Origin of the sequence: Kingella denitrificans ATCC 33394, from assembly GCF_000190695.1 — a bacterium.
GTDB lineage: Bacteria > Pseudomonadota > Gammaproteobacteria > Burkholderiales > Neisseriaceae > Kingella_A > Kingella_A denitrificans.
In genome coordinates this window covers 2,112,184-2,125,422 of record NZ_GL870929.1, presented here as the reverse complement: position 1 = coordinate 2,125,422, position 13,239 = coordinate 2,112,184, and the positions used below count along the sequence as shown (strand labels likewise).

At 56.4% G+C, this 13,239-nt stretch carries 13 protein-coding genes; 7 read left to right on the top strand and 6 right to left on the bottom strand.

Translation table 11 applies throughout. The features are described 5' to 3' along the window. Positions 1-95: 95 nt before the first annotated feature. Entirely contained in the window at positions 96-1,946 is a 1,851-nt protein-coding gene (gene msbA, locus HMPREF9098_RS10580) for a lipid A export permease/ATP-binding protein MsbA (protein WP_040564980.1), read from the bottom strand. A 255-nt stretch (positions 1,947-2,201) separates the two neighbouring features. Here msbA and sstT point away from each other — a divergent pair, with 255 nt between their 5' ends. Next, complete coding sequence (sstT, locus tag HMPREF9098_RS10575) at positions 2,202-3,461, top strand: serine/threonine transporter SstT (protein ID WP_003784680.1); 1,260 nt, start codon at positions 2,202-2,204, stop codon at positions 3,459-3,461. 278 nt (positions 3,462-3,739) lie between these two features. Here sstT and HMPREF9098_RS10570 read toward each other — a convergent pair whose 3' ends face one another. Next, a complete protein-coding gene (locus tag HMPREF9098_RS10570; protein WP_003784679.1) occupies positions 3,740-4,510 on the bottom strand; it encodes a 1-acylglycerol-3-phosphate O-acyltransferase in 771 nt (256 codons plus the stop codon). A gap of 131 nt (positions 4,511-4,641) precedes the next feature. On the opposite strand from HMPREF9098_RS10570, the gene HMPREF9098_RS10565 reads away from it, so the two are divergent. The 3 genes from HMPREF9098_RS10565 to HMPREF9098_RS11880 all read left to right on the top strand — a co-directional run bounded on the left by HMPREF9098_RS10565 (position 4,642) and on the right by HMPREF9098_RS11880 (position 6,403). Beyond that, positions 4,642-5,532: an NAD(P)H-hydrate dehydratase gene (locus tag HMPREF9098_RS10565; RefSeq protein WP_050781275.1), complete on the top strand. Its 891-nt coding sequence runs from the start codon at positions 4,642-4,644 to the stop codon at positions 5,530-5,532. 85 nt (positions 5,533-5,617) lie between these two features. Then, entirely contained in the window at positions 5,618-6,028 is a 411-nt protein-coding gene (locus HMPREF9098_RS10560; protein ID WP_003784677.1) for a YidB family protein, read from the top strand. A 234-nt stretch (positions 6,029-6,262) separates the two neighbouring features. Then, a complete protein-coding gene (locus tag HMPREF9098_RS11880; RefSeq protein WP_155803293.1) occupies positions 6,263-6,403 on the top strand; it encodes a hypothetical protein in 141 nt (46 codons plus the stop codon). A 91-nt stretch (positions 6,404-6,494) separates the two neighbouring features. On the opposite strand, the gene HMPREF9098_RS10555 is transcribed toward HMPREF9098_RS11880, so the two are convergent. Further along, positions 6,495-7,049, bottom strand: a complete 555-nt coding sequence (locus HMPREF9098_RS10555) for a DUF2059 domain-containing protein (RefSeq protein WP_003784676.1) — start codon at positions 7,047-7,049, stop codon at positions 6,495-6,497. Between the two features lie 96 nt (positions 7,050-7,145). Beyond that, positions 7,146-9,368 (bottom strand): NADP-dependent isocitrate dehydrogenase, encoded by a 2,223-nt coding sequence (locus HMPREF9098_RS10550; RefSeq protein ID WP_003784675.1) that lies wholly within the window; start codon positions 9,366-9,368, stop codon positions 7,146-7,148. A 206-nt stretch (positions 9,369-9,574) separates the two neighbouring features. Between HMPREF9098_RS10550 and panD the strand changes: the two genes are divergently transcribed. After that, positions 9,575-9,958, top strand: coding sequence for an aspartate 1-decarboxylase (gene panD / locus HMPREF9098_RS10545; protein ID WP_040564978.1), 384 nt, complete (start codon positions 9,575-9,577; stop codon positions 9,956-9,958). Here panD and HMPREF9098_RS10540 read toward each other — a convergent pair. Next, positions 9,931-10,119, bottom strand: a complete 189-nt coding sequence (locus tag HMPREF9098_RS10540) for a hypothetical protein (RefSeq protein WP_040564479.1) — start codon at positions 10,117-10,119, stop codon at positions 9,931-9,933. The two genes, panD and HMPREF9098_RS10540, sit on opposite strands and share 28 nt — an antisense overlap. A gap of 84 nt (positions 10,120-10,203) precedes the next feature. Between HMPREF9098_RS10540 and HMPREF9098_RS10535 the strand changes: the two genes are divergently transcribed. Next, positions 10,204-10,683, top strand: a complete 480-nt coding sequence (locus tag HMPREF9098_RS10535; protein WP_040564477.1) for a hypothetical protein — start codon at positions 10,204-10,206, stop codon at positions 10,681-10,683. 172 nt (positions 10,684-10,855) lie between these two features. On the opposite strand, the gene HMPREF9098_RS10530 is transcribed toward HMPREF9098_RS10535, so the two are convergent. Beyond that, entirely contained in the window at positions 10,856-12,121 is a 1,266-nt protein-coding gene (locus HMPREF9098_RS10530; protein WP_040564976.1) for a M23 family metallopeptidase, read from the bottom strand. Between the two features lie 130 nt (positions 12,122-12,251). Between HMPREF9098_RS10530 and HMPREF9098_RS10525 the strand changes: the two genes are divergently transcribed. After that, positions 12,252-13,169, top strand: coding sequence for a hypothetical protein (locus HMPREF9098_RS10525; protein ID WP_003784665.1), 918 nt, complete (start codon positions 12,252-12,254; stop codon positions 13,167-13,169). Positions 13,170-13,239: the final 70 nt, after the last annotated feature.

Sequence of the window (13,239 nt, the reverse complement as noted above, 5' to 3'; positions counted from 1 at the left end):
AATGATATAGGGTGTGCAGGCTGCTTTTGGACGATGCTTGGCGATTCAAAAGCAGCCTGCACAAATTTTGTGCGCTTATTTTACACAATTTATCGTCATCTGTCTGCGCTCGGCAGGCGGCTCAACGCAGCGTAGAAGCCTTGCTGCCGCAGCAGGCTCTGGTGCATGCCCTGCTCCACGATTTTGCCGCCGTCCATCACCACGATACGGTCGGCGTTTTCGATGGTGGTCAGGCGGTGGGCGATGATGATGCTGGTGCGGTTGTGCATCAGCCGCTCCAACGCTTCCTGTACCAGGCGTTCGGATTCGTTGTCCAACGCGCTGGTGGCTTCGTCCAGCAGCAAAACCGGCGCGTCTTTCAAAATGGCGCGGGCAATGGAAACGCGCTGGCGCTGTCCGCCCGAAAGCTGGTTGCCGTTGCTGCCCAGCGGCATGTGCCAGCCCTGCGGATGGTTCTGCACCATGTCCCACAGGTTGGCGGCTTTCAATGCGCTTTCCACTTCGTCATCCGCCGCGCCCGGCCGACCGTACACCACATTGTTGTACAGCGTGTCGTCAAACAAAAACACGTCTTGCGACACCAGCGCGAACTGGCGGCGCAACTGTGCCAGCGGAATATCGTGGATGTCGATGCCGTCCAGCAAAATGCAGCCTGCATCCGCTTCCAGAAAGCGCGGCAGCAGGTTCACGGCCGTGGTTTTGCCGCTGCCCGAACGCCCCACCAGCGCCACTTTTTCGCCCGCCCGAATATCCAGCGTGAATCCGTCCAGCGCATTGGTTTTGCTGTTCGGATAGCGCAGGCCGACATGGTCGAACGTGATGCCGCCGGTGGCGCGTTCCATGGGATGGTGGCCGTTGTCCGCCTCGTCGGGCATGTCCAAAAAGGCGCACACATCGTCCGATGCCAGCAAAATCGCCTGCAACGGAATGCTGATGTTCGACAGGTTTTTCAGCGGCGTGACCATTTGCAGCATGGCCACGATAAACGCCATAAATTCGCCGATGGTGGTCGTGCCCGAACGGCTTTGCCACAGTGCGATAAAAATCACAATCGCCAGCGCAATCGATGCAATCAGCTCGCTGATGGGCGAACGCGCGGTATTTGCCTGCGTGATTTTTTTGTTCGCCTGCAACATGATGCGGTTCACTTCGTCAAACCGCTGCCGCGCATTGTCGTAACCGCCGTACATTTTCACCATGCGGTGTCCGGAATGCAGCTCGTTGAGCGTATTAATCATCTGCCCCGTGCTCTTCTGCGCGCTGACCTGCACGTTTTTCAGGCGTTTGCGGTAATAGCGCGTCAGCAGCGTCAGGCAGGGGAACACGAACAACACCACCAGGCTCAGCTGCCAGTTCAAATACAGCAACACGCCGATAAGCCCGGCCACAATCAACGAATCGCGCACCAACGTGACAAAAATGGTGCTCGCACCGCTGATGGCGTTGCTGGTTTGGTTCACAATCCGGTTGGCAATCATGCCGGACGATTCTTCCTGCTGCACATACGAAGGCAGCAGCAGCATTTTGCGGAACATATCCTGCCGCAGGCGGCTGATGGCCTCCAAGCCGACCCACGCCATCAAATAACTGCCGGCAAAACGCCCGATGCCGCGCACAATAATCAAAAACACCAAAAACAGCGGCACGGCCCAGATTTTGTATTCCGAGCCCCAAATCCAGTAATTCAGGCGGTTTTTCCAATAAAGCAGCCAATCGAACCAATGCCCCGAATCGGTAAACTGCGGCGCGGCCTGCGGCATGCTGAAGCCCTGATTCACCAACGGCGCGATAAATGCCGCCAGATAGCTTTCCGTCGCCGCCACGCCGATAATGGCCACCACTGCCGCCGCAATGCGCCATTTATACGGGCGGATATAGGCCGTCAGGCGGATAAAGCTGCGCGTGTCTTCCGAGCTGAAGCCGCCGAAGAATAATTTTTTTATCATAAAAATATCGTGTGAAAATTCAAAATGAAGGCGGAAAATGCCGTTGCGCATCTTCCGGCCAATCTGCCGCATTTTAATGAAAAATGCCTGAAAACGCCACGCCGCCGCCAAGTGCAGGCTGCTTTTCCACAGCGCAAAAGCAGCCTGCACCCCTGCAACGAAACAAAATAACACGGGGCTATTGTTCATTTCCCGTAGTTTTGTTTACAATAGCCGGCAGTTTTTTACAAATCACCTTTGTGCAGGAGGCACACCATGTCAGCAGACAACGCCGCGCCGAAAGGCAACAACCGCCTGATTTGGCAAATTGTCGCCGGATTGATTTTGGGCAGCATCATCGGGCAGATTGCCCACTCCGCCCAATCGGGCTTCATGAACAGCGTCATCGGGATTACCGGTATTTTTGGCAGCCTGTTTGTGGGCGCGCTCAAAGGCATCGCACCGTTTTTGGTGTTCATTTTGGTGACCGCCGCCATCACCAAGCAAAACGGCCAAACCAAAACCAATATGCGCCCGATTCTGTTTTTATACCTGCTGGGCACGTTCGGCGCCGCGCTGGTGGCCGTGATTGCCAGCCTGGCCTTCCCCAGCACGCTCACGCTGGTGGTGAATCCCGACATTGAAGTGCAGCCGCCGCAAGGCATTGCCGAAGTGCTGAAAACGCTGCTGATGAATTTGGTGGCCAACCCGTTCGCCTCGCTGATTAACGCGAACTACATCGGCATCCTGATGTGGGCAATCCTGCTGGGCATCGCCCTGCGCCGTGCGTCGCCCGCCACCCACCAGCTTTTTGACGATTTGTCGCACGCCGTGTCCGCCATCGTGACTTGGATTATCCGCCTGGCGCCCATCGGTATTTTCGGTTTGGTATCGGTTACTGCGGCCACTACCGGCTTCGGCCAGATGATTACAGAATACGGTCAGCTGCTGCTGGTGCTGGTGGGCTGCATGGCCTTGGTGGCTTTTGTGATGAACCCGCTGATTGTGTATTGGAAAACCGGCAAAAACCCTTATCCGCTGGTGCTCCTGTGCCTGCGTGAAAGCGGCATCCCCGCCTTTTTCACACGCTCTTCCGCCGCCAACATCCCTGTGAACATGGCTTTGGCCAAACGCCTGAACCTGCACGAAGAAACCTATTCCGTGTCCATTCCTTTAGGCGCGACGGTGAACATGGCGGGCGCGGCGATTACGATTACCGTGCTGGCATTGGCCGCCGCGCACACGCAGCACATTCAAGTGGACTTTTTCACGGCGCTGCTGCTGAGCCTGGTGGCCACCATTAGCGCGTGCGGCGCTTCGGGCGTGGCGGGCGGTTCGCTGCTGCTGATTCCTTTGGCGTGCAACCTGTTCAACATCCCGAACGACATCGCCATGCAGGTGGTGGCAGTGGGCTATATCATCGGCGTGATTCAGGATTCCTGCGAAACGGCGTTGAACTCATCGACCGACGTGCTGTTCACCGCAGCGGCGGACATTGCGCACAGCCACGAATTGGAAACGCCGAAATCCGAATAATACGGAACGGTTAAACCTGCAAAAAAAGCAGCCTGCACATGGGACAACAAATCCGAATGTGCAGGCTGCTTTTCAATGCGGGATATTATAGTGGATTAAAATAAAAATGAGACAAGGCGGCGAGCCGCAAGGCGTACAAATAGTACGTCAAGGCGAGCCAACGCCGTATCATTGCAATTTTAATCCACTATATCCGTGCAACCGTGCCGATACCGCATCGCCCATACAAAAGCAGCCTGCACTCGAACCAACGAAGTGCAGGCTGCTTTTTGCCACGTTTATGCCTGATAACCAAGGGCGGGCGGCACATCCTGCTCCACCACTTGGCGCAGATAATGCTCCACCTCGTCCTTCATCACAAAGCGGTCGTCATACGTTGCCGGGGCAATGGCCGGCGCCGCATCCACCTGCACATCGATTTGCGGCTGCGACACAATCTGCCACACCGAGCGGAACAAGCCCACATCCGCAAACGACACGCTCTCGCTGCGCCGCTGCGCCACATAATAACGCAACGCCAGCGCCTGCACCGGCGCGCCCGCCATAATCGCCGATTGGAACAGCGCGGCTTTCAGCGGCAGGATGCCCGTGCCCGAACTGGTTTTGGCTTCGGGGAAGAAACACACGTTGTCGCCCTGCCGCAATGATTCGGCAATCGCCTGGTTAATCGGGTCGATGTCTTTGCGGTTGCTGCGGTCGATGAAAATCGTGCCGGCATTCGTCACCATTTTACCGATGACCCACCAGTTTTTCAGCTCCTTCATGGCAATAAAGCCCGACGGATACAAACTGTTAATTACCAAAATATCCAGCCAGGACACATGGTTGGAAACAATCAGCGTGCCCTGCAAAGGTGCAGGCTGCTTTAAACCGTGCAGCCGCACATTCAGGATATCCAAACAGTGCATACTCAACTGCCGCACCGCCTGCTGCCGCGCCTCGCGGTTGCCCGCAGGCAGCTGCCGAATGCGCCACACCGCCCGAAACAGCCAAAAAACCAGCGCGCCCAAACGGAAAAGCCGCCGCCAAAAAGGAGTGGAATGTGCCATAAACCAGAAACCATGAAAAAAAGCGAATGATGCAGGGATTGGGCAAAGATGGCAAGTCGGACACCTTCGCCCCGCAGGTTAAATTATGCTAGAATCTGCAAACTTAGTTCATCAACAACAGGGTAAAAATGATGATGAATCCGATACTTTCCAGAATCAACCTGACCGCATACCGCCATTATGCCAAACAACACTTCCCCAGCCTGCTGAAACCCAGACCGGCCGACAGCCACAAAGGCACGTTCGGCAGCATCGGCGTTTTGGGCGGCGCGGAAGGCATGATGGGTTCCGCATTACTCGCCGGCACCGCAGCGTTATACACCGGATGCGGCAAAGTCGTGGTGGCGTTTCCGCAAGACAAACTGCCCATCGCCGTGCACCACCCCTATCCCGAACTGATGCTCGACACGGCCGAGCGCGCCGTTCATCGCACCGATATTGACGTTTGGCTGGCAGGCTGCGGCTTGGGCAAAGACGAAAAAGCCGCCAAACTGGTGCACACCGTCTGGCAAAGTGGGCAGCCCTGCTTGGTATTGGATGCCGACGCGCTGCATATTTTGGTCGATTATCCGCAGTTGTTCCTGAAAAACACGCGCAACGACATGGTTTTAACCCCGCACCCCGGCGAAGCCGCCTACCTGCTGAACACCACCGTGCAACAAGTGCAAAGCCACCGCGACTGGGCGGCGCGTGAATTGGCCAACCGCTACCACTGCTGGGTGGTGCTCAAAGGCCACAACACCGTGATTTCATCCGCGCGCGGCTTCCTGCACACCAACACCACCGGCAACACCGGTCTGGCTACCGCAGGCAGCGGCGACGTATTGGCCGGCATGATTACCAGCCTGCTGGCACAAGGCATTAAAGCCGCCGAAGCCGTGCCTGCCGCCGTGTGGCTGCACGGGGCGGCCGCGGAACTGCTGGAACAGTCGCAAGTCGGCCCCATCGGCCTTTTGGCAGGCGAACTGGCAGAAATGCTGCGCTGGCTGCGCAACCGTTTGACCGCCGCCGCCAACGAATAACCCGCACTGTTTTTTTCTCGGCAGGCGGCTTCAAAAGCAGCCTGCATTTTTGTTTTTTCAACCCTAACGATAAGGAAACACACACATGGGCATTCTTGACTCACTTTTGGACACAGCAATGTCATCTCTGGGTGGCGGCGACGGCCAGCAAAACCAGGCAATGAAATTGGTTATGCACCTGGTGCAGCAAAACGGCGGCAATATCGGCGGTTTGCTGCACCAATTACAACAAGGCGGCTTGGGCGACGTGCTGCAAAGCTGGATTGGCAGCAACAGCAACGAATCGGTCAGCGCGGGCGCGATTGAAAACGCACTGGGCGGCCACCTCGGCCAAGCGGCGCAGGCCATCGGCATCGACACGCAGCAGGCCAGCGGCTTGCTGGCGCAATACCTGCCGCAAATCATCGATACCATGACACCCAACGGCCAAGCCTCCGATGCCGACGGCTTCGGTTTGGACGACGTGGTGCGCCTGGCGCAGCAATGGCTGAAATAACCACCTGCCGCCCAATATATAGTGGATTAAAATCAAAATGAAACAAGGCGTACAAATAGTACGTCAAGGCGAGCCAACGCCGTATCATTGCAATTTTAATCCACTATAAAAAGCAGCCTGCACTTTCGGAAACATATCCAAAAAGTGCAGGCTGCTTTTTCGGGTTTGCCCAAAAGAGGGAATTAGTTAGGGGGATTCTTCGGGCGGCACAAATTTTAATTTCCGAATGGCGAAGTGTTTACCCTTTCCCACGGGGTTTGGTTGGCAGTCGTCGCCAGCAAGCAGCCTGCACGTTCAAAAATCCATCCCAAAGTGCAGGCTGCCTTTGCCACGGGCGGCAACCCAAAGCGCGGGTATGGCGGCGCAACGCCATGAACACCGCCGAAACACGGCAATCTTTATTCAAAAAGCAGCCTGCACATTCCCAAACAGGGTGCAGGCTGCTTTTTGCCGTTGATTCGGCGGATTATTTGCCGCGTCGGCCGCGCCCTTGGTTCACAATACGGCGGATTTCAGCCTCCATTTCGCGCGCAGTTTCCCGCGCCATGGACTGCAATTTCACATCTACGATAGCTGGCACAGACTGCATAAATTCTCCAAGCATTACGCCTTGTTTGTCCAAAATGCTCTGTCCCAAGGGCGAATCGTAAAACCCAATCAGCGCATCCACCTCTTGCTGCGTGTAGTGCTTCTGTGCCAGTTGTTGGAACCGTGCAAACACGCTGGCGCGCAATTCGGGATCGCTCGTCAGCCGTTCCTGATATTTCTGCCACGCATTCCGAATCACGGCTTCGATTTGAACGCGCTGTTCCGTGGAGATATTGGCATGTTTGGGAATAGAATTGACCATTTGGTCGCGCATCATCTGCAACATGCTGCCGAGCGCACTGTCATACTGGCTCTCCACTTTCATCACGCGCATCATTTTCTGTACCGATTCGGCGCTGGCAGGCTCTGCCCAAGCAGGTGCGGCGGCCAACAAAGCCAAGGCGGCAACACAGGAACAAATTTTCCGTTTCATATAATTATCCTTTTATTTCAGATAGTTCATCATATTTCCAAAGCAGCCTGCACTTTAAAAACAAGGTGCAGGCTGCTTTTTAAGCATTAAATGCCATTACAGCGCGTCAATCACCGCGTTCAATGCCGCGCTCGGACGCATGGCCTGGGCGGTTTTGTCGGCATCGGGCGCGTAGTAACCGCCGATGTCCGCAGGTTTACCCGCTCCGGCGGAAAGTTCCGCCAAAATCACGGCTTCCTGCGCCGCCAGTTTCTCGGCAACGGGCGCGAACACGGCTTTCAATTCCGCGTCTTTGTCCTGCGCCGCCAAAGCCTGCGCCCAATACAGCGCGATATAGAAATGGCTGCCGCGGTTGTCCAACTCGCCTGCTTTGCGTTTGGGCGATTTGTCGTTCAGCAGCAGTTGCTCGGTGGCGGCATCCAGCGCGTCTGCCAGCACCTGCGCTTTGGCATTACCCGTTTTCTGCGCCAAATGTTCCAGCGACACGGCCAGCGCAAGGAATTCGCCCAAGCTGTCCCAGCGCAGGTGGTTTTCTTCGTTGAACTGCTGGACGTGTTTGGGCGCAGAACCGCCCGCGCCGGTTTCAAACAGGCCGCCGCCGTTCATTAGCGGTACGATGGACAGCATTTTGGCGGACGTGCCCAATTCCAAAATCGGGAACAAATCGGTATTGTAGTCGCGCAACACATTGCCGGTTACGGAAATCGTGTCTTTGCCTTCCTTCATGCGTTTCAGGCTGGCCAGGCAGGCTTCTTCGGGCGGCAGAATCTGAATATCCAAGCCCTGCGTATCCGCTTCTGCCAAATACTGTTTCACTTTTTTAATCAGTTCGCGGTCGTGCGGGCGTTTTTCGTCCAGCCAGAAGATGGCGGGCATGCCGCTCAATCGGGCGCGGTTCACCGCCAGTTGCACCCAGTCTTTTATCGGTGCGTCTTTGGCTTGGCAGGCGCGCCAGATGTCGCCGGCTTCCACTGTGTGCGATGTGAGCACACGGCCTTTGTCGTCAATCACTTCCACTTTGCCGTCGGCCGCGATTTCAAACGTTTTGTCGTGCGAGCCGTATTCTTCCGCTTTTTGCGCCATCAGGCCCACATTCGGCACGGTGCCCATGGTGGTGGGGTCGAACGCGCCGTGTTCTTTGCAGAAATTGATGGTGGCGCGGTAAATGCCCGCATAGCTGCTGTCGGGAATCACGGCTTTGGTATCGCGCGCCTGGCCGTTTTTGTCCCACATCCGGCCGGAATTGCGAATCATGGCGGGCATGGACGCATCCACAATCACATCGCTGGGCACATGCAGGTTGGTAATGCCTTTGTCGGAATCCACCATTGCCAAATCGGGATTTTGCGCATACGTTTCGGCAATCGCTTTTTCCACGCCCGCGCGGGTGGCGGCATCCAATTTATCCAAATTGGCCAACAGGTTGCCGAAGCCGTTGTTCACGTTCACGCCGGCGGCTGCCAGTTGTTCGCCGTATTGCTCGAACACGGGGGCGAAAAACACTTTCACGGCGTGCCCGAAAATAATCGGGTCGGACACTTTCATCATGGTCGCCTTCATGTGCAGCGAGAACAACACGCCTTGTTCTTTCGCATCTTTCACCTGCTCTTGCAGGAATTGCACCAAGGCTTTTTTGCTCAACACGGTGGCATCGATGATTTCGCCTGCTTTCAACGGCAGCGGTTTGCGCAATTCGGTGGTTTTGCCGGCTTTGTCGGTGTGGACGATTCTGACGGTGGTCGCTTCGGGCACGGTAACGGATTGTTCGTTATGGAAAAAATCGCCGCTTTGCATAGTGGCGACGTGCGATTTGCTGTCCGCCGTCCACGCACCCATGCTGTGCGGATATTTTTTGGCAAAATTTTTCACGGCTTTCGGAGCGCGGCGGTCGGAGTTGCCTTCGCGCAGCACGGGGTTTACCGCGCTGCCTTTGATGCGGTCGTAACGCGCTTGAATTTCGCGTTCTTCGTCATTTTGCGGATTAGCGGGATAAGCGGGGACGGCAAAGCCTTTGGCCTGCAATTCGGCAATGGCGGCGTTCAGTTGCGGCATGGACGCGCTGATGTTGGGCAGCTTGATGACGTTGGCTTCGGGCTTCGTTACCAGTTCGCCCAGTTGTGCCAATGCGTCGGCAATGCGCTGGTTTTCCTGCAAATATTCGGGAAACGCGGCCAAAATGCGGCCGGCCAATGAAATATCGGCCGTTTGAAATTCGATGCCGGCGTGTTTGCCGAAGGCGCGGACGATGGGCAGCAGCGATTGGGTGGCCAGCGCGGGCGCTTCGTCGGTATGGGTATAGATGATGGTGGATTGACTCATGACGGACTCCTTATTGCCTTATTGCGGTTTAACATTTTTCTTTTGAAAGCAGCCTGCACCCTTGAATACGGCAAGCGCGGCTACTGGCGGCATTATGGCACAATTTAGGCGATTGTGGCAGGCTGCTTTTCGGCTTGGCGAACTGGACAAGGAAAAATGCGCGGCGTATCATGCCACCCTTTTCTTTTGATTGCGTTTTCAAGATTATGTTTCGGACTTTACTGGGTGGCAAAATCCACCGCGCCACCGTAACCCAAGCGGATTTGAACTATGTGGGCAGCATCACGGTTGATGAAGATTTGCTGGATGCCGCCGGCATTTTGGTGAACGAAAAAGTGCAAATCGTCAATAACAACAACGGCGCGCGTTTGGAAACCTACACGATTGCGGGAAAGCGCGGCAGCGGCGTGATTTGCCTGAACGGTGCGGCGGCGCGTTTGGTGCAGCCGGGCGACGTGGTGATTATTATGTCGTATGTGCTTTTGAGCGAGCCGGAAATTTCGGCGCACGAGCCCAAAGTGGTGCTGGTGGACGAAACCAACCGCATACGCGAAGTGATTCGTTACGAACCGGCGAATACGGTGCTGTAAACGCATCGGGCAAATGAAATCATGTGCAGGCTGCTTTTGAACGACGGTTTGAAAGCAGCCTGCACTTTGTTTTGGATTTTGGGTTTTGGATTTTGGGTTTCGGCTTGCAGATAGATGCAGGCTGCTTTTGCGTTTTGTGGCACGGATGAAACGCGGGGCAAAACATCGGCTTAGCGGTTTCTGCGATTGCCTGCGCCACGGGCGGCGGGTGGCGTGCAATGTGGATATGGCGGCAACGCAACGCCATGCAGACCATCCCGACACGCCATCCGCCATTCAAAAAGCAGCCTGCACTTTCCCCAACGGGGTGCAGGCTGCTTTTTTGGGTGTGCAGCGAACTTGTCTCCTATCCCGCGGGAGAGGAAGTGGGTTTTCCGTTGCCGCCAAAGGGCAGCCTGCATTTTGCGGGCAATGTCCAAATCCAATATGCAGGCTGCTTTTTCAAATTTGCAGCAAATCTGTCCCCTCTCCCGTGGGAGAGGGTTAGGGTGAGAGCTTTTTCGGATGGCGCGAATTTTAATTTCTGCATGGCGGCAGGTTTGCCCTCTCCCACGGGAGAGGGGGTAAGTTTGCTGTTGCCGTCAGAGGGCGGCCTGCACTTGAATATGACTGCGAAGTGCAGGCTGCCTTTGCCACGGGCGGCAACTTTAAGCGTGGGTATGGCGGCACAACGTCATGCAGACCGTTCGGACTCGGAAATTTATAGTCGATTAAAATTGCAATGATACGGCGTTGGCTCGCCTTGACGTACTATTTGTACGCCTTGCGGCTCGCCGCCTTGTCTCATTTTTATTTTAATCGACTATATCTTATTGAAAGAAAACGTTAAAAATCAGCCTGCACTTTCGGAAACATATCTCCAAAGTGCAGGCTGCTTCTTTTGCCTATTTAATTGCGTCAATTTTTCTGCGACACGGGCACGGGCAATCCACGCACCGACTGCATCAGCTGCTGAATCTGCCGCTGCCTGCCTTGCAGCGTGGCCAAATCCTGCGCCGAAAGCACGGGCGTGGGCAGTGCGATGGTGGCGGGATTGACGTGCTGGCCGTCAATGCGCACTTCGTAATGCAGGTGCGGCCCGGTGGAGCGGCCCGTACTGCCCACCAAACCAATCACGTCGCCCGCCTGCACCGATGTGCCTTCTTCCACGCCGCTGATAAACGCGCTCAAATGGCCGTACAATGTTTCCAGCCCGTTGCCATGCGCCAGAATCACTGCGTTGCCGTAGCCGCCTTTCCAGCCGCGGAAGCGCACCACGCCGTCGCTCGGCGCCAGGACTTTGGTGCCTTGCGGCGCGGCATAGTCGATACCGGTGTGCATGCGCACGGTTTTCAAAACCGGATGGATGCGGATGCCATAGGGCGAGGAAATGCGGGTGTAATGTTCGATGGGTTGGCCGGCAAAGCCTTTTTGCAGCGCGTTGCCGGTTTCGTCATAGAAGTTGCCGCCTGCGTCGCCGTGTTCGTAGTAATACGCATAATACGTTGTGCCCTGCGTACTCACTTCGGCGGCCAGCACGTTGCCCGTGGCGACTTCTTGGCCGCGGAAATACAGGCTTTCGTATAACACGCGGATGCTGTCGCCTGCTTGAAGGCTGTTCCAGTCGAATTTGTCGGCGAACATTTCTTTCAGCGCGGTGCGGATTTCAATCGGCACGCCGGCCTTGGCCAATGCGCCCGATGCGGACGACGTGATGACCACGGAACGCAGCGACGGCAGGGTTTCCGTGTCCACCGCGCCCGTGTGCAGCTGCCATTTACCGTTGCGGTATTCCAGCGCAATCAGGTTGCGTTCGCCGTCGTCGTCGTTGAAAAACTGCACGTCGCTCACTTCTTGTTTCTCGTTCACCCGCACGCTGACGATTTGCCCCGCGCGCAGTTGCAGGGCTTTCAGGTCGATGGGGCTTTGCTGCTCAAACGCCTGCACGCTTTTGGCATCCATGCCCAGCCGCGCCAGAATCAGTTGCAGTGTGTCGCCCGACTGCACTTCGGCATCATGCCAATAGCTGCCTGCATCGGCGCGCGCCTGCAATTTGGGCGCGGGCAGCTTCTGCTCGAAAGGGCGGGCGGCCGTGGGCGCGCTCGGCGTTTGAACGGCACGGTAAATCCCCGCGCACGCCAGCACGCCCAAAAAGCAGCCTGCAATCCAATAACTCTTTTTCACGTCAAATCCTAAATACAATACGCCGCAGCGGCTTGCCAGAAAACAGGCGATTATAGCAAATTTTTGCCGCGCCATTTTTCAGGCATTGCCCAAAAACGCGCTACAATACCCCCTTTTTTGCCCTGCCGCCATGTTCACCCTCATTATCCCCGCCCTGATGACCGGCGACGAAATGCCGCTGCCGCCGCTCAACACCCCCGCGTTGAACCAACTGCGCCGCTTCGCCCGCTTCCAAGCGCACGACCTCACGACCGCGCAACTGTACCAACAATTCCTGTGCGACCGCCTGGCATTGGACGAATGCAGCGCATACGCCAGCCCCGTGGTGCAGCAGATGGGCATGAACAGCGTGCAAATGCTCGATTTGAAAGCAGCCTGCACCGACCTTCCGCCCGAAACGGCACAGCAATACGCCGACCGCCTCAACCAAGAATACGCCGGCGAATACCGCTGGCAAATACTGCGCCCCGATGTGTGGCAAATCACTGCCGAGCGGCCGCTGGACTGGCCCGACATCAGCATCTGGCAAGCCTGCGGGCGGCTCAATCCGCTGATGCAGGCTGCATCGCCCGACTGGCTGCAACTGTCCACCGAACTGCAAATGTGGCTACACGGCAAGGAAAATGCCCCGTTCAACGCCTTTTGGCTGTGGCGCGCGGCGGCAGGACAACATTTCGAACCGTGCGCCCTCATCGGCACCGACAGCCCGTGGCAACAGCAAAGCAGCCTGCACACCGCCGCCGAACCGTACAACTGGCCGGCATGGCAACACGAATGTGCCGCACACGGCATTGCGCCCGAAGACACGCATTTGTTTCTGGACGGCCTGGTGCAATGCACCCAAACCGGCGACGTCCTGCTCTACCAACAGCACATCCACGCCTACGAAGAACGCTTTTTCGCCCCCATCTGGCAAGCCCTCTGCCAAGGCAGCCTGCACCACTGGCGGCTCGTGTGCGAACAAGGGCAATGGCTCATCACCCGCAAACCGCAACGCTGGGCCTTCTGGCGGCGCAGCACCCCGTTCGACGGCAAAACACTGCCCTGATTCTGCACTATATAGTGGATTAAAATAAAAATGAGACAAGGCGGCGAGCCGCAAGGCGTACAAATAGAGA

Excerpts from the sequence above, each read along its gene's own strand:
- msbA (WP_040564980.1), bottom strand. The coding sequence starts at position 1,946 with ATGATAAAAAAATTATTCTTCGGCGGCTTCAGCTCGGAAGACACGCGC.
- sstT (WP_003784680.1), top strand. The coding sequence starts at position 2,202 with ATGTCAGCAGACAACGCCGCGCCGAAAGGCAACAACCGCCTGATTTGG.
- HMPREF9098_RS10570 (WP_003784679.1), bottom strand. The coding sequence starts at position 4,510 with ATGGCACATTCCACTCCTTTTTGGCGGCGGCTTTTCCGTTTGGGCGCG.
- HMPREF9098_RS10565 (WP_050781275.1), top strand. The coding sequence starts at position 4,642 with ATGATGAATCCGATACTTTCCAGAATCAACCTGACCGCATACCGCCAT.
- HMPREF9098_RS10560 (WP_003784677.1), top strand. The coding sequence starts at position 5,618 with ATGGGCATTCTTGACTCACTTTTGGACACAGCAATGTCATCTCTGGGT.
- HMPREF9098_RS10555 (WP_003784676.1), bottom strand. The coding sequence starts at position 7,049 with ATGAAACGGAAAATTTGTTCCTGTGTTGCCGCCTTGGCTTTGTTGGCC.
- HMPREF9098_RS10550 (WP_003784675.1), bottom strand. The coding sequence starts at position 9,368 with ATGAGTCAATCCACCATCATCTATACCCATACCGACGAAGCGCCCGCG.
- panD (WP_040564978.1), top strand. The coding sequence starts at position 9,575 with ATGTTTCGGACTTTACTGGGTGGCAAAATCCACCGCGCCACCGTAACC.
- HMPREF9098_RS10535 (WP_040564477.1), top strand. The coding sequence starts at position 10,204 with ATGCAGACCATCCCGACACGCCATCCGCCATTCAAAAAGCAGCCTGCA.
- HMPREF9098_RS10525 (WP_003784665.1), top strand. The coding sequence starts at position 12,252 with ATGTTCACCCTCATTATCCCCGCCCTGATGACCGGCGACGAAATGCCG.